Annotated in this window: 14 protein-coding genes and 1 pseudogene; 6 read left to right on the top strand and 9 right to left on the bottom strand. The window is 68.5% G+C overall.

Annotated elements, in window-relative coordinates:
* Positions 1-33: 33 nt before the first annotated feature.
* Positions 34-1,503 (top strand): MFS transporter, encoded by a 1,470-nt coding sequence (locus FPZ41_RS03050; RefSeq protein ID WP_152858910.1) that lies wholly within the window; start codon positions 34-36, stop codon positions 1,501-1,503.
* Here FPZ41_RS03050 and FPZ41_RS47840 read toward each other — a convergent pair.
* The 3 genes and pseudogenes from FPZ41_RS47840 to FPZ41_RS03040 form a co-directional block, all read right to left on the bottom strand.
* Positions 1,412-1,826 (bottom strand): annotated as a pseudogene (locus FPZ41_RS47840) (DNA helicase); the annotation flags it as partial. The gene FPZ41_RS03050 and the pseudogene FPZ41_RS47840 overlap by 92 nt on opposite strands.
* Positions 1,827-2,019: 193 nt before the next feature.
* A complete protein-coding gene (locus tag FPZ41_RS03045; RefSeq protein WP_152858834.1) occupies positions 2,020-3,753 on the bottom strand; it encodes a DEAD/DEAH box helicase in 1,734 nt (577 codons plus the stop codon).
* A gap of 96 nt (positions 3,754-3,849) precedes the next feature.
* Positions 3,850-4,053 (bottom strand): cold-shock protein, encoded by a 204-nt coding sequence (locus FPZ41_RS03040; protein ID WP_023544341.1) that lies wholly within the window; start codon positions 4,051-4,053, stop codon positions 3,850-3,852.
* Between the two features lie 447 nt (positions 4,054-4,500).
* On the opposite strand from FPZ41_RS03040, the gene FPZ41_RS03035 reads away from it, so the two are divergent.
* The gene (locus FPZ41_RS03035) at positions 4,501-4,770 is read left to right on the top strand and encodes a hypothetical protein (RefSeq protein WP_152858832.1); all 270 of its coding nucleotides are present in this window, start codon (positions 4,501-4,503) and stop codon (positions 4,768-4,770) included.
* A gap of 185 nt (positions 4,771-4,955) precedes the next feature.
* On the opposite strand, the gene FPZ41_RS03030 is transcribed toward FPZ41_RS03035, so the two are convergent.
* Positions 4,956-5,393 (bottom strand): Rid family hydrolase, encoded by a 438-nt coding sequence (locus FPZ41_RS03030; RefSeq protein WP_152858830.1) that lies wholly within the window; start codon positions 5,391-5,393, stop codon positions 4,956-4,958.
* 92 nt (positions 5,394-5,485) lie between these two features.
* Here FPZ41_RS03030 and FPZ41_RS03025 point away from each other — a divergent pair, with 92 nt between their 5' ends.
* Positions 5,486-5,986 (top strand): MarR family winged helix-turn-helix transcriptional regulator, encoded by a 501-nt coding sequence (locus FPZ41_RS03025; RefSeq protein ID WP_152858827.1) that lies wholly within the window; start codon positions 5,486-5,488, stop codon positions 5,984-5,986.
* Between the two features lie 608 nt (positions 5,987-6,594).
* On the opposite strand, the gene ku is transcribed toward FPZ41_RS03025, so the two are convergent.
* Both ku and FPZ41_RS03015 read right to left on the bottom strand, forming a co-directional pair.
* On the bottom strand, positions 6,595-7,377 hold the full coding sequence (gene ku / locus FPZ41_RS03020) for a non-homologous end joining protein Ku (RefSeq protein WP_194235966.1): 783 nt from the start codon (positions 7,375-7,377) through the stop codon (positions 6,595-6,597).
* 106 nt (positions 7,378-7,483) lie between these two features.
* On the bottom strand, positions 7,484-8,002 hold the full coding sequence (locus FPZ41_RS03015) for a hypothetical protein (RefSeq protein WP_228022386.1): 519 nt from the start codon (positions 8,000-8,002) through the stop codon (positions 7,484-7,486).
* A gap of 201 nt (positions 8,003-8,203) precedes the next feature.
* Here FPZ41_RS03015 and FPZ41_RS49340 point away from each other — a divergent pair, with 201 nt between their 5' ends.
* Entirely contained in the window at positions 8,204-8,338 is a 135-nt protein-coding gene (locus tag FPZ41_RS49340) for a hypothetical protein (protein ID WP_265584190.1), read from the top strand.
* 33 nt (positions 8,339-8,371) lie between these two features.
* On the opposite strand, the gene FPZ41_RS03010 is transcribed toward FPZ41_RS49340, so the two are convergent.
* The 3 genes from FPZ41_RS03010 to FPZ41_RS03000 all read right to left on the bottom strand — a co-directional run bounded on the left by FPZ41_RS03010 (position 8,372) and on the right by FPZ41_RS03000 (position 11,390).
* Entirely contained in the window at positions 8,372-9,004 is a 633-nt protein-coding gene (locus tag FPZ41_RS03010; protein WP_152858821.1) for a UbiX family flavin prenyltransferase, read from the bottom strand.
* Positions 9,005-9,131: 127 nt separating this feature from the next.
* Entirely contained in the window at positions 9,132-10,601 is a 1,470-nt protein-coding gene (locus tag FPZ41_RS03005; protein ID WP_228022385.1) for a UbiD family decarboxylase, read from the bottom strand.
* A gap of 114 nt (positions 10,602-10,715) precedes the next feature.
* The gene (locus tag FPZ41_RS03000; protein WP_152858817.1) at positions 10,716-11,390 is read right to left on the bottom strand and encodes an HAD family hydrolase; all 675 of its coding nucleotides are present in this window, start codon (positions 11,388-11,390) and stop codon (positions 10,716-10,718) included.
* Between the two features lie 333 nt (positions 11,391-11,723).
* Here FPZ41_RS03000 and FPZ41_RS02995 point away from each other — a divergent pair, with 333 nt between their 5' ends.
* Complete coding sequence (locus tag FPZ41_RS02995) at positions 11,724-13,121, top strand: FAD-dependent oxidoreductase (protein ID WP_152858815.1); 1,398 nt, start codon at positions 11,724-11,726, stop codon at positions 13,119-13,121.
* Between the two features lie 75 nt (positions 13,122-13,196).
* On the top strand, positions 13,197-15,542 hold the full coding sequence (locus tag FPZ41_RS02990) for an FUSC family protein (protein ID WP_152858812.1): 2,346 nt from the start codon (positions 13,197-13,199) through the stop codon (positions 15,540-15,542).
* Positions 15,543-15,567: the final 25 nt, after the last annotated feature.

The following is a 15,567-nucleotide window of genomic DNA, read 5'->3' as shown; positions in this document are numbered from 1 at the left end:
GCGTTCGCGGAGTCGGCCGGTGACGGTGAGTCCATGCCGTCTCCTGAGGCGGCCCCGGAATCCGAGCAACAGTCCTGGGCACCACTGCTGGCGGTGTGCGCCGGGTATTTCATGGTGATCCTCGATGTGACAGTCATCAACGTCGCCGTGCCGGTGATCGGCCGGGAACTGTCGGCCTCGCTCACCGGCATCCAGTGGATCACCGACGGGTACACCCTGGTCTTCGCCGGGTTTCTGCTGACCGGTGGTGCGCTGGGCGACCGGCTGGGCAACCGTCGGGTCTTCTGCTCGGGCGTAGCCGTGTTCACTGCGTCCTCGGCCGCGTGCGCGCTCGCGCCGAACGCTCCTTTCCTCGTTGCGGCCCGGCTGGTCGAGGGGCTCGGCGCAGCGCTGATCGTGCCCGGTTCCCTGGCCCTGCTCCAGCAGGCCTACCCGGCGCCGACCGCACGCTCGCGGGCCTTCGGGCTGTGGGGTTCGATGGCGGGCATCGCGGCCTCCGTCGGCCCGCTGCTGGGCGGGCTGCTCGTCTCCACGGTGGGTTGGCGCTGGGTGTTCCTCATCAACCTTCCCGTCGGTGTGACCTGCGTGGTGCTGACGCTGCGGCATGTGGCGCGCTCCCCCCGGCGCACCACCCGGGCCCTGGACTGGCCGGCGCAGTGCGCAGTCGTGGCAGCGGTGGCGCTGCTGACCGCGGCGCTCAACGAGGCCGGACGGCGGGGCTGGTCCGATCCGGTGTTTCTCGCCGGGGTGGGCCTGGCCGTGCTGGCCGCCGCGGCGTTCGCGGTGCGCGAGCGGCTGGCCCAGTCCCCTGTCCTTCCGCTGAGCCTGCTGCGCTCTCGTGCGATGAGCGGCGGATCCGTCATCGGCCTGCTGTTCAACTTCGCCTTCTACGGCATGCTGTTCACCGCCAGCGTGGAATTCCAGCACCAACGCGGCTACAGCGCTCTCGGCACCGGGCTGGCGCTGTTCCCGGCGGTGGCGACGACCATGTTCGCCTCCGTCCTGTCCGGGCGGCTGACCCGCCGCACCGGCGATCGTCCGCTGGTGATCTCCGGCATGCTCCTGGCCGCTGTGGGGCTGGCCGGCTGGGCTGCGGCGGGAGCCGACCCCGCCTACCCGCTGCTGGTGGTCCCGATGATGGCAGCGGGATTCGGTACCTCCTTCGCCCTCACCGGCTCAACTGCCACCGTGATGGGTGCCGCACCCCCCGGTTACTCAGGGGCCGCCTCAGCCCTGTTCAACACCACCCGTCAGATCGGCAGCGCCACCGGCGTTGCGCTCGGCGGCAGCCTGCTCGCCACAGCCACCGACTACAACACCGGGCTGCGCACCAGCATGGCCATCGGCGCGCTCGCCTACCTGACCGCCGCAGCCCTCGCGTGGCTGTGCGTACCGGCCAAGTCCGAAGAAACCGCTCGGTGCCTTTCGGCTCCGGGAAGGCGTCTGCGATCTTCACTGCAGGCCATTCGCGACCTTTGGCCTTGTGAGCGCTGGAGACGGTGACGCCGGCGGTCGACTCGTCAGTCAGCTCATCGACGGCCGCGAGGACGGCGTCGACCCCGTGAGTGTCGACGAGATCGACACATGGCCGGAGGTCACGGCCGGCCGGGTCGTAGGCAGCGCAATCCTGCTGTTCGCCCCAGGGGGCAAACAGCACCAGCTCCGGATGGTTTGTGCAGGGGCCGTCCTCCGGGTCGCGGGCCGCGATGGCCCATGCGTCCGGTCGTTGTCCTCCCCAGTCAGGGCGACGCGTCGGCCGTCGGCGAGTAGACGCATGACTCCGCCCCGGCGCCGATGTTGGTGCGGCACAGTGCCGCGTCCGGGTACAACCACTCCCCGCACCTGACGACGAAACGGTGTCGGCGCGTCGCGGCCTGGGGGGGAGGCGAACATTGTGGAGATCGCCTCCCCTCCCGACCAGCAGTTCCTGGCGGCCGCTACATCAACTGGCAGAACAAGCACGCCCAGGGCAAACGCCTACGAAAAGTCGTCACCAGGGGCAACTTTGCCTGATGCAGCTCAGGTGGCCGAGGTGCGGCGGCCGCCTCGGCGGTCGGAACTACGGCCTCGGGTCCCGGCAGCGCCACCGGTGGCTCCGCCGGCCGCTACCCGTCGGCCGGATCCACGGGCAGCCTTGCCGGAGGCAGCGCCGGTCGCCGCACCGGCCGAGGCCCGGCGGTCGGGACTGCGGCCGTCCGCGCCAACGACACCGCCCGTGGCCCCGCCGGATCCCGTCCGGCGGGCAGAACCGCGTCCACCGGTTGCGGAGGTGCCGCCAGGCGCTGTCGCCTCGGCCGCGGCCCGGCGGTCGGAGCCCCGGCGCTGCGTCCTGGTGGCGGCGGCACCTGTCGCTGTTTTGGCCTCGGCGCCGTTCTGGCGTCGACGGCCGGATCGCCTGCCGGGCTTGGTACCGGTCTTCCCGTCCGGCCGGGACGCCGTCGGTGCCGCCGGCTGAGGGACCTCGATGGTGACGGCAACGCCGGAAGGCTCGCGGGCGCCGGTGATGGTGGCCAGTTCCGCGTCGCTCGACGTGATGCGGGCCGAACGGGGGCGGATGCCCGCGTCCGACATGAGCCGGGTGACGTCCCGTTTCTGGGTGGGCAGGACCAGCGTGACCACGCTGCCGGAGCCGCCGGCGCGGGCCGTGCGGCCGCCCCGGTGGAGGTAGTCCTTGTGGTCGATGGGCGGATCGACGTTCACGACGAGGTCGAGGTCGTCGATGTGTATGCCCCGGGCCGCGACGTTCGTCGCCACCAATGCGGTGACCTGGCCGTTCTTGAACTGTTCCAGGGTGCGGTTGCGCTGTGGCTGGGAACGGCCTCCGTGCAGTGCCGCCGCGCGGACACCGACGGCCAGGAGCCGCTTGGCGAGCCGGTCGGCGGATCTCTTGGTGTCGAGGAAGAGGATGACCCGGCCGTCACGGGCCGCGATGCGCGTGGTGACGGCCTTCTTGTCGGTCTCGTCCAGGACATGGAACACGTGGTGCTCCATGGTGGTCACCGCTCCCGCGGACGGGTCCACGGAGTGCACCACGGGGTCGGTCAGGAACCGCTGCACCAGGCGGTCGATGTTGCCGTCCAGGGTGGCCGAGAAGAGCATGCGCTGTCCGTCGGGCCGTACTTGCTGGATCAGCTTGGTGATCTGCGGCAGGAAGCCCATGTCGGTCATCTGGTCGGCTTCGTCCAGCACCGTGATGCGTACCTGGTCGAGCACGCAGTCCCCGCGTTCCACGAGGTCGTTGAGCCTGCCGGGACTCGCCACAACCACCTCGGCGCCGCGCCGGAGCACACCGGCCTGCTTGGTGATGGACAGCCCGCCGACCACGGTGGCCAGTCGGAGGTTCACCGCCGTCGCGTAGGGGGTCAGCGCGTCCGTGACCTGCTGGGCGAGTTCACGGGTGGGCACCAGCACGAGGGCGAGGGGTGCCTTGGGCTCCGCGCGGAGTCCGGCCGTGCGGGCCAGGAGCGCCAGGCCGAACGCGAGGGTCTTGCCGGAGCCGGTGCGTCCCCGGCCCAGCAGATCACGGCCGGCGAGCGAGTTGGGCAGCGTGGCGGCCTGGATAGGGAAAGGGGTGGTCACGCCTTGCGCGGTGAGCGTCTTCAGCAGCCCCGCGGGCATGTCCAGACCGGCGAAGTCCTCGACGGCGGGGAGTGCGGGTGTCGTGCTTTCCGGCAGCCGGAACTCACGCCGTGACGACGCGGACGGCGAGGGTGACGAGGCGCGCCGGTTCGGCTTCTGGGGCCTGCGGGACATGCGGGACATGCAGTGATCTGCCTTCCTGGAAACAGCACAAACCGGGGTCCGCACCATGACGGTGCGGACCCCGGTAAGCGGATACGCGTCCGGCGATCAGGCGGGGACGATGTTCTCCGCCTGCGGGCCCTTCTGGCCCTGCGTGACGTCGAAGGAGACCCGCTGGCCCTCCTGGAGCTCACGGAAGCCCTGGGTCGCGATGTTCGAGTAGTGAGCGAAGACGTCGGGACCGCCGCCGTCCTGCTGGATGAAGCCGAAACCCTTTTCGGCGTTGAACCACTTCACGGTTCCCTGTGCCATGACCTTCTCCTTCTGTAGGCAGAGGCCCCATCCGGAGATGCCGGAAAACAAATAATGCGCCTGAAGGAGTTTCCCGTCAGGCGCACATAGTTTCATGGGTACCACAACTGCAACTACGGAAACCCTAGCACGGCTCGGCGGCCGAAGTGGATCAGCAAGGCGGGCGCCAGGGTTCCTCATCAGAGCCTCTCGGTGATCGTCACGTTCACCTGGCCGCCGCCTTCGTCCACTGCTTGGAGCCCGAACCGGCCGCGGCGGCCCGCAACGGGTGGCCGAGGGCGATCGCTCCGCTGTTGACAACTGCATATGGATGCGGCGTACGGGGCGAGGGCGAGCCCGTGGTCAGGTCGTCCCGGCGAACGGAGCTCTTGATGGCCTTTCAGGTGCCTGTTCCGTCGCGGTCGTCTTCGCCCGATCCGGGCGGACGACGAGAGAGGAAGATCCCCCATGGCACGACTCACCGCATACGACGACGGCCAGATCGCGAAGCGCCCGCGCGTCCCCGTTGCCGCCTTCCGGTGGGCATGGCACACGGGCCTCGTTCCGGCTCCGGACTTCCCCTCCGGGCGGTGGTCGCAGGCCGCCGTGGAGGCGAGGGACGCGGACGTGATCCGGGCCTCACTCCCCCACGAACCGATCACCGCCGCCCGGTGGCCGCGGACCGGATCGCCCAGGCGCTGGGCACGCCGAAACGTGCCCAGCGAACCGCCGCCGTGAGCGCCTTCGTGGGGGCGGCGGACTCCGCTGATTCGCGGCTTTGGCATGAGGCCTGCACCCGCGACCTGGGCCGTTTCGCATAGGTCACGCCCGATGCCACGGGCAGCCGCACTGCCGCATGGCCGGTTCATGTGCGTGGCCGGTTCATGCGACGTCTGGCGTGGATACGGTCCGCGAGGCGCCGGTCAGCCGCCGTGGCCGAGGATGGCGGTGACGCGGATCTCGACGCGCATCCCGGGGGCACCGAGCGCCGACACCCCGACCTCCGTCCAGATGGGCGCGCGGTCGCCCATACGTCGGCGGAACTGCTCGACCATGACCCGGTTGTGATCCTCGTCGATGGAGTCCGCGGCACTCGGGATGTGGTACGAGTTCACGGCGATGACGTCGCGCCACGTGGCGCCGGCCGGCGCGAGAGTCCGCTCGACGTTGTCGAACGCCTGGATGATCTCGTCCTCCAGAGCCTCGGGGAAGTTCCAGTCGTCGTCCCATCCGCCCTGCCCCGAGGTCTCGACGCGGTCCCCGGTCCGCACCGCCTGGCTGTAGTGCATGGCGACCAGTTGTGTCTCGCCGTAGCCGGGGGTGACGAAGAACTCCGGTGTGCTCGTGGCGGCGGCAGACATGGAAATTCCTCTCGATTGACTTCATGTGTGAAGTCAAAATACCACGGTTGGACTTCACGCGTGAAGTCAATCCCGCTTGGTAAGGTGTCCTCATGACCAGCCCCTCACCCCCGGACACCGGCGGTGGCACAGCGGACGAACCACTGTGGCTCACCGCGGCCGAGAAGGAAGCCTGGACCGGGCTGGTCTCACTTGTTCTGCTGCTGCCGGGACGACTGGAGTCGCCGCTGCAGCGTGAGGCCGGCCTGACGCTTTTCGAGTACCTGACGCTCAGTCACATCTCCGAGACCCCGGAGCGCCGTCTGCGGATGAGTGAACTGGCGTACCTCGCGAACGGCTCGCTCTCCCGCCTGTCCAATGTCGTCAAGCGCTTCGAGCAGCGGGGATGGGTGGAGCGCTTCCCCGATCCCGAGGACGGCCGCTTCACCATCGCCGCTCTGACCGTCACCGGCTACGAGGTGGTCGTCGCCGCGGCGCCGACGCATGTGCGCGCGGTGCGTCAGCTGGTGCTCGACCCGCTGACCGCCGCTGACCAGCGGACCCTGGCCCGCATCGCGGCCAAACTACGTACCCGCCCCGTCGACTTGGCATAGGGTCCCGCGGATCACGGCCGACGATACGAGCGGATCGCTTCGTGGCGAGCGCGTCATAAAGGATCGACCAGTCCGGCTGGCAGGGCCCCGCTTGTCTCGTATGCGGCCGGCGGAATGTACCGCCTCGAAGGATTCGAACGCGTCGAGCCCAGCGTCGAGACCGGCGCCGGAACCTACGCCCAGGAACAGTCCACCGGCCCGGGCAGCCCCGCCCACAGCCGCCCCGACGGGCAGCGCGTCAACGTGATCAGCGCCCTCACGCCGCGGTCGGACGCCCCCCCCAGAGCCTGGTCGAGCAGGCGCGCGGTAAGCCCGCACCGCCCCGAGCCCCTGCCACGGCCGCGCCTGCCCGAGGCATCACGGAGCCCCGGAAGAGTGCGGACCGGCGAAGGTGCTGCCTGCCCGGGCGACGATGACGAGTTGGCCCATCAGGCGTCACCAAGGCACGGGCCTCGTCTCTGCCTGCCGGGACAGCTTCCACGCCAAGCTGGATCACCCGGACCGGCCTGGGACTTGCGGTCCTGGTCGGGGCCGACGGTCAACTGGTACCAGGAACTGCCGCTGCCGTTGGGCTTCAAGGCCGTCCAGTCGATCGTCGACTACCAGGTTCACCGATTGGTACCGCGGTCGGCGGCCGCGCGCAGGCTTGCCTCCAGGGTGGCGATCAGGTCCTCGGCCGGCTTCGGCTCCACGGGCTGGGTGAGGTCTTCCCCGGCCTGCTTCGCCGCCACCAGTTGTTCGAGGGCGGCGGTGTACTCGTCGTGCACAGAGGCGAGGTCGGGTTCGGGTAGCTGGGACAGCAGCAGGGAGGCGAGTTCCAGTTCCTCCCCGGTCACCGGGACAGCCTGTGCCGGACCATGAGGTTCGCGTACTTCCTCCGGCCACAGCAGCGTCTGGACCACCAGCGTCTCCCGCCGCGGCCACACTGCCGCCAGACGCTCCCGGGCGCCCAGCGTCACCTTGGCCAGGGCAGCCCGCTCGGCCCGGGCCAGTGCCGCCACCAGCAGCGTGTACGGCCGACGGGCCACCTCCTGCGCCGGGGCGACGTAGTAGGCGCGGGAGAACAGGATCGGATCCAGGCCGTCGACCGGCACGAACCCGATCACGTCGATCACCTGCCTGCTGGGCAGGGGCAGCCGCGCGAGGTCCTCCTCGCGCAGCACGACGGTGCGCCCGCCGGATGTCTGGTACCCCTTGACGACCTCCGCCCAGTCGACCTCCCGGCCCTCGGCTTCGCACACCCCCCGGTGTCTGATACGGGAGCCATCCACAGCATGAACCTCGCGCATCTCGACCCCGTGTTCCCGGGTCGCCGGGAACAGCCGCACCGGCATGCTGACCAGACCGAAGGAGATCCAGCCCCTCCATACCGCCTGCACCGGCTTCTCCATACCTCCAGGGTCCTCCCCCGCGGACACCCGCGCACCATCTGCGGCCGCACGCCTCCGGCCGGTCGCCGATTCGTAGGCGATGTGTTCACCCGACCGAGAAGTCATCTCATGTGGAAGGGCGACTTCTGTCGCGTCGGCGCCCGAGCGTTTCCTCGATGGCCTGCTCAATGAGGCGGGTCTTCTGTGCCGGAGGGCTTCTCTTGATCAGGGCGCTCATCCGCTGGGCTTCTTCGATGGTCGGCAGGAGACCCACCAGGAGGTGTGGTAGCACAAGGCGGCGCCCAAGGATCTCGTTTTCGGAGGTGACCTGCGGCCGACGCACGACCGAGACGTTGACCCGGATGGCGTGTTCGTTGCCCGGCGGGACACCCGGCCGATCCGTCTCGATCGCGGCATAGCGGAAGCCGTGCGATAGATCGCATGCCGAGCAGCCGACAGGACCGCGGCTGAGCCGGTCACCGCACTCGGAGCAGGCCAGCCTGTCGAGCGCGGCGTCCACCACCCGCCAGTCGTGACGGTCGGGTTCGGCCGCCACCATCTCACCAAGCACCGCAGCTTCTTGAGGGCTGCGAGCGCCCCACTGGTACACAAAGGACGACCATTCATCTTCAACGATGCTGTCCACCAGCTCGCGGCAGGCAGTACAGGCAGGTGCACCGCTGTACTCGTATCCACCGCATTCGGCACAGCGGCGTAAAGCCGCCCCAACTGCGGGTCTTCCCATGGCTCTCCTCCCGTCGGCGCCGGTTCGGCATGGGAGTCGACCGACGAGCGAGTTGCTCACTGTCCTGGCCAGTTTCTCCTACCGCGCCTGACGGGGAAACGGTTGGCCGCCGAACGGCCGGGGCCGGCGGCCGTCCTCATGGCGCGGGTCGTCGCCGCCCACCGGGAACTGCGTCAGTCGGGGCTGGTCGCCCAGTTCGTCGCCACCACGAGCAGTTGGTCGACGAGTGCCGATTGAGGAGCACCTCGAGAAAAGGGGCCGCAGGGTCCGTCAACGCTCTCCGGTGCGCTCACGTCGCGCCGTGGTTTCGCTTCCGTCCCACTGGTAGCGATCTGTGCTGGGAAGGCCCAGGAACTGCAAGACGCGTTCGACGAACTCGTCGCGCAGTTGCGCGAGTGTCTCCGGCACGTTGTAGTACGTGGGGATCATGGGGTACACGGTGGCTCCTGCCTCCGTGACGGCAACCATGTTGCGAAGGTGGATGAGGTTCAGCGGCGTTTCCCGGAGACAGAGGACGAGGTGGCGCCGTTGCTTCAGCATCACGTCCGCGGCTCGTTCGATGAGGCTCGCCGTCTGGCCGTGAGCGATGCGTCCGAGGACACCGGCCGCACACGGCAAGATGATCATTGCGTCGCTGGGGTAGCTGCCGCTGGTCACCGCTCCGGACATGTCGGCCGGATCGAGGGAGCGTACTTTCGGTGACGTCGCCCCCAGGGCCCGTACCACCGAACCCGCGTCCTCGCCGGTCTGAAATTCGAAAGCCACCAGTTTGCGCCCGTTGGCCGACACCAGAAGATTGACATGGCCCACCCGGTCGTCCCTCTGAAGTGCGGCAAGCAAGGCCTTGGCCACACCGGTGCCGCCCGCTCCCGTGACTGCAACTGTCACGTTCCGCTGCGTCAAGATTTCCGCATCCCCTTTCCTGACTCATCGGGTCGGCCGCTCCAGTCCGACACGCTCGCTGATCGGTACCTCGCCAGGTGATCGCCAAATCCCCTCGGTCACTCGGCCAGCGGCTTCTCGTCGTTCCTCATTCACCCGAGCGGCCGGACTCGGATTCGGCGGCGAGGACCTTGGCTCGCACGTCGTCCGGGAAGACGCCGTCGAAGGTGGCCGGTGGGACGCGCCCGCTTCCCACCGCCGGGAGCAGGGCGTCGTGTACGACGACGGCTCCCCAGCCGTTGTGCAGTTCCTCCTCGAGGAAGCACGGGTACCACGGCATGATCGGCCCGTGCCACAGCTCCTGACGGAGCGACGGATGCACCCTGGTCGCCAGCGCCCACAGCAGATCCGAGTCGTTCGACGGATCCACGTCGTCGTCGAGCACATAGACGACCGGGGAGAGTCGGCCGGCCCGGGTGCCGTTCAGTACCTCACCGATACGGTGCACGAATCGCGCGGTGTCCATCCCCGGCATCACGTCGCGCCAGTTCTGCGGAACCGTGATCACCGTCCAGAAGCAGGCGGCACCGAGCGGCAGCCAGGCGGTCGTGATCGGCAGCCCCGACTTCCGCAGGACGGCGACAACCTCTGCGGAGATGCCGACACCCGGTGCGACGTGCGAGTCGTCGACAGGCCGCCCGGCGGCGGCCAGCGGCCAGATGGGGTCGTCCCGGTAGGTGATCGCCTCGATGCTGAAAAGCGGCTGCGGCGACGTCTCGGGCAGTGCCCAGCCGTGGAACTCCGCGAACGGCCCCTCCACGGCATCTCGCGTTGCGGACAACTGCCCTTCGATGACGACCTCGGCGGAGGCCGGCACCTCCAGATCGTTCGTCTCGCACTTCACCACGTCCACCGGCCTGCCCAGTACCGCTCCGAGGTACGCGCCCTCGTCGACCTCGGTCGGGACGGTCATTCCGCCGACGACGGGAACGCCCGGGTCGCCTGCCTGGACGAGGGCGTAAGGCATCGGTTCGCCGATGGCCTCCCATTCGCGCCAGATCATGCCGAGGTGCTGACTCGGCAGCACCAGTCCGGTCATGTGCCGGTCGTCGATCTTCATGATTCGGGAAATGGACCAGTTCGTCCACCGGCCGTCCGGTGTCCGCGCGACGATCACACCCCACGTATTGACGTAGGGACCGCCGTCGTCCTGGTGAACGAACGGGATGGGGAATCGGTCGAGACGAGCTGCTTCGCCCAACAAGATGTTCTGCTTGCAGGGCGCCGAGTCGGCTGCCACACGCCGCGGCGGGAGCAGTTCCTCCGTGCCCGCCTCCCGCAGATGTTCGACGAGCTCGGCAGCGGTCGTCGTGTACGGCAGGCCGAGAGAAAGGGAGATCCGCGCCAGGGGATGATCGGGAATGTTCGACAGGGCGCCCGGGGCTCCGATCATGCGGAACCCTTCAGCGACTCCGCTGAGGTGCTCGAAGAACGGGGCGGGCCGGCCGTTCTCGGTGGACCGTCGGGTGACGGCAGACGCTTCCAGGTTTGGGTCGATCAGGCGCGAGATGCGCTGGAGGTCTCCCAGCCCTTCAAGCGCGGCGACATAGGATCGCAAGTCATTGATTTCGGACATCAGCTACTTACGTCTTTCATATTCGGATGGGCGCGACGCCTCGCCCCAGCGCTGCGCCGATGGCACCTGGATGTCTGAAGCCGCGGCTGCCGGGCGTCAGATGTCCGGGAAGGGGTCGGTCAGAGACATGAGCACGTGATCGGCCTCGGCGGCACGCAGTTCCTCGACGGTGTAGTGCCCGCTGGCAACTCCGACCGCAGTCGCCTGTGCCGCGTGCGCGGCCTGGATGTCACGAGGAGTGTCCCCGACCACATAGACCTCGGCTCGGGTCAGATCGCGGCCGTGCAGACGAGCGGCCTTGGCCATCGCCAGGCGGGTGATCTCCGCCCTGTCCGGGGAGTCGGAGCCATAGGCACCGAAAACGAAGTAGCGACCGAGCTTGCCCGGCTCCATTTTGATCCTGGCCGCGCCCTCCATCGCACCGGACAGCAACCCGAGGATGACCCCGGCGTCCGCAATCCGCTGCAGCGTTTCTTCGACGCCGTCCAGGACCCGGTACCCCTCAGAGGTCCAGATGTCCTCCGACAGGTGCCACAGATACGCGGCGTACAGGCGAGCCATCTCGTCGTGACTGGGTTCGTGGCCGAGCACGGCGCGAAATGTTTCCCGGCCGACCTGGGGATCCGTTTCTCCGGATGATGTGTGCTTTCCGATATCGGCGGCTACACCGTGCAACCGGTCGAATGCCCAGGCCCAACTGCGTCTTCCCGAGTCTCCCGTGTGGACCAGGGTTTCGTCGATATCGAACAACACGGCTATCGGTGCGGTCATGACGCGTTCTCCTCCGGTTCGACAGTGATCGCCCGGGCATTGTTCGACGGGGCAGAGACTGTGCCCGCGATTGCGCGTTCTCACCTCCAGAGTGCGCGATGGCCCGCCCCTCGTCTCCTGCAAAATGCCACCCCGGCCGGACGGAGCGGTCCCTCCGCTGCTCGCATACGGGTGGCCAGTTGCGACGGCACGGTGTTGGTGGTGCTGTGGAGACTACGCACGTGGCAGACCCACACCTATGAACATTTGTGAACATCTGTTCGACGAGAATCGCTTGTCTGGTGATCCCTTTCATCTGGTTCATTCACCAGCTATTTCGAAGTGGGAGCGAATATGGGCACCACGGACCGAGACCTTCATGTCGATCTGCTCGTGATCGGATTCGGCAAGGGCGGGAAGACGGTGGCCGCGACGATGGGCCGGCTCGGCAAACGCGTCGTGCTGGTCGAACGGTCGGAGAGGATGTACGGGGGCACCTGCCCGAACGTCGGCTGTGTGCCGACCAAGGCCCTTGTCCACCATTCCCGCAAGCGCAGGCCGGAGGACGTGCCACAGGAGTGGTACGAGCGCTCCATCGGCGAGGTCCAGGCGCTGACCAAGCTGTTCCGCGGCAGCAACTACGACGACCTGAACGGCATGGACACCGTCACGGTGATCACCGGTACGGCCACATTCGCGGACCCGCACACCGTGAACATCGAGACCGGCGACGGCCGCCTGACAGTCACCGCCGAGACGATCCTGATCAATACCGGGTCCGAGCCGATCGTCCTGGACATCCCCGGTCTGCGGGCCAGCCAGTACACCGTGACCAGCACCGAACTGATCGACACGACCATCCTGCCGGGACGGCTGGCGATCGTCGGAGGCGGGTACCTCGGCCTGGAATTCGCCTCGATCTACGGGCAGTTCGGATCCCGGATCACCGTGCTCGAAGCGGCCCCGAGAGTCTTCGGCCTCGTGGACGACGACGTTGCCGCCGTCGCCGAGAGAATCCTGGTGGACGAAGGCATCGAGATCGTCGTCGCTGCGCACGTCACGGAAGTCCGTGACGGCGAGACCTCCGCGACCGTCGTCTACGAGAAGGACGGCCGACAGCACACCCTGGAAGCCGACGCGATCCTGGCCGCCACCGGCCGCGCACCGGCCACCGGCGGCCTGGCGCTGGAGGCGGCCGGAGTACGCACCACTGAGCGCGGGGCGGTCGAGGTCGATGAGCACCTGCGATCCAGCCAGCCGCACATCTTCGCCCTCGGCGACGTCAACGGCGGGCCGCAGTTCACCTACATCTCCCTCGACGACAGCCGTATCGTCCTCGACCAGCTCATCGGCGAGGGCAAGCGCTCCACCGCCGACCGGGTCGCCATCCCCCACACCGTGTTCATCACCCCGCCACTGGCGACTGTCGGGCTCACCGAGGCCCAGGCCCGGGCCGCCGGGTACCGGATGAAGATCGCCAGCCAGCCGGTCGCCGAGATCGTCGCCATGCCGCGTGCGTACATCGTCGAGGACACCCGCGGGGTGATGAAGTTCGTGATCGACGCCGAGACCGACGAGATCCTCGGCGCCGCCCTGCTCAGCGTCGACGCGCAGGAACTGATCAACACCGTCGCGCTGGCCATGCGATACGGCATCAGGGCGGCCGAACTCCGCGACGCCGTCTACACCCACCCCACCTCCACCGAAGCGTTCAACGACGTTCTCGCCACGATCGTCCGAGCCGACACGTAACGCCGACACGTAACAAGGCCGCCGGCGTACAGCCGTACCGCAGGCGTGCCCCCGGAAAGTTGGAGGCCCGCGAAGATGCGTGTCTTCCAGCGGCTCCGCGATCACGACGGCGAACGCTCGGCACTGCGACGAGCGGGCCGGGCAGGAATCGTCGTGCCCGCAGTGGTCGCCATCGCCCTGGAGCTCATCGGGAACCCCGAGCTCACTCTCTTCGCGGCGTTCGGCGGAATCGCGACCCTGCTGCTCGTCGACTTCTCCGGTCCCATGCGCGCACGGCTCTCGGCGCAGGTCGGCCTGGTGCTGGCCGGAGTCGTCCTGATCTGTCTGGGAACCCTGGCGTCCCGGACCATCTGGGCCGCTACGGCCGCCACCTTCGTCATCGCATTCTGCGTGCTGTTCGCCGGCGTCGTCAGCTCCATGCTGGCCAGCGCGACCACTGCGCTGCTCGTCAGCTTCATCCTGCCGGTCACCATGCCCGGCTCGGTGGGCTCGATCCCTGAACGGCTGGGGGGCTGGCTGCTGGCCGGCGCGGCATCACTTCCGGCGATCAGCGTCCTGTGGCCCGCGCCGGTTCGAGAACCCTTGCGGCTGTCGGCGGCTCGGGCCTGCGCGCTGCAGGCACGGCGCCTCCATGCGGAAGTCGGCTGCGTGCGCACCGACTTCGCATCGGCGAGCGGAACAACCCTCGACGCATCGGCCGACGACGCCACGGCGGCGGTGAAGGCGTTGCGTGCGTCGTTCTTCGGCACGTCCTACCGGCCCACCGGGCTCACCACGGCTGCGCGCGCCCTCATCCGCCTGATCGACCAGGTGGTATGGCTTGACGCGATCCTGCGGCGAACGCCGCTGAGGCCGCAGCCGAAATCGATCGCACTAGCGGTCTGTGACGTCAAAACGCAAGCCGCGACGCTGCTCGAACACGGCGCCGCGCTGCTGGAGGAGCCCGCTGCCGTCGATCCCCGCCTGCTGGACTCCGATCTGGTGCGGCTGCTCCAGGCACGGGAGCACATGGAGCACGCAGTCACCTCCGGGCTTCCGAAGCGCCTCACCCGGGTACCGCGAGGGGTGTCCGACGACGTGGTGACGGAGTTCGCGGGCTCGCTCGAACCGGGCTTTCGCGCACAGGAGATGGCCTGCGCGGTCTCCGCCATAGCGCGCCATATCGGACTCGTTGTCGCCGCCCGTCGGCGCAGTTGGTGGCAGCAACTTCTGGGCCACCACCCCGACGGAACGAGGTCCCCGCTCTCCTCTGCGTGGGAAGACCTCGGCGCACATGCGGAGCGGCATGCGGTGTGGCTCCACAACAGTGTGCGTGGAGCGGCCGCATTGGGCCTGGCCGTGCTCGTCGCGCACCTGACCGGCGTGCAGCATTCCTTCTGGGTTGTCTTCGGCGCCCTGGCCGTACTGCGCTCCACCGCGTTGAACACTGGCCAGAACGCCGTGCGTGGACTCTTGGGAACCAGCATCGGGTTCCTGATCGGTGGCGGGCTCATCTTCGCTCTCGGCACCGACACCACTGTCTACTGGCTGCTGCTCCCGGTGGCCGTGGCCTGTGCCGGCCTGGCGCCCGACGCCGTTTCGTTCACCGTCGGCCAAGCCGGTTTCACCACGGCGCTGCTGATCCTTTACAACCTCAACAGCCCGGGAGGCTGGGAAATCGGTCTCGTCCGCGTCGAGGACGTGGCCATCGGCTGTGCGGTGAGCGTCCTGGTCGGGGCTCTGTTCTGGCCACGTGGGGCGAGCTCGGCACTGGGTGAGGCACTGGCCGAGGCCTTCAGCTGCAGCGCCCGCTATCTGCACAGCGCGATCGACTCCGTCCTGACCCGCGGGGACGCGCTCGTGCGGCCGGCTCCCGCTCCGCGCGACGACCGTCAACGGGCGGCCTCGGCGGCCAGCCGCCTCGACGACGCCTTCCGCGGCTTCCTCGCCGAGCGCGGGACGAAGCAGGTCCCCCTGGCAGGCGTGACCGCACTGATCAACGCGGTCGTGGTGGTCCAGCTCACCGCAGACTCCGTCCTCTGGCTCTGGAAGGGTGCCGATCGTGTGCCCGCGGAAGATCACACCGCGGCGGGCGCGGAAATCCTCCACGCCGACGAGCCGCTGCTGGAGTGGTACGAGAAGACTGCGCGAGCGCTTGAGGGGAAAGGCGCGGTTCCCGACCCACTCGACAAGCCCCTCGCAGCCGGCAGCCTCGTCGAAGCAGTGTGCCGCGACCTCACCGCGGCGGACGGACACGGAGCCGCGACGGCGGTCAGGACGATCTGGACAGCAGACCACATCGATGTCGTACGACGCCTCCAAGCACTGATCGTGAAGCCCGCACGAGCGGCCTCGGAGCAGTGCCGGCCCTGGTCATGGCTCACCGGGCGCCCACGCAGCTCCGGGGCTCGCCGAGTTGAGGGGGATTACGGGCGAACCTAGGCTGGTGAGTGTGGGTGAGTGGGAT

Source organism: Streptomyces acidicola (assembly GCF_009377235.1).
GTDB lineage: Bacteria > Actinomycetota > Actinomycetes > Streptomycetales > Streptomycetaceae > Streptomyces > Streptomyces acidicola.
The sequence above is the reverse complement of the archived record's forward strand: the minus strand, read 5'-3'. Positions and strand labels throughout refer to the sequence as shown.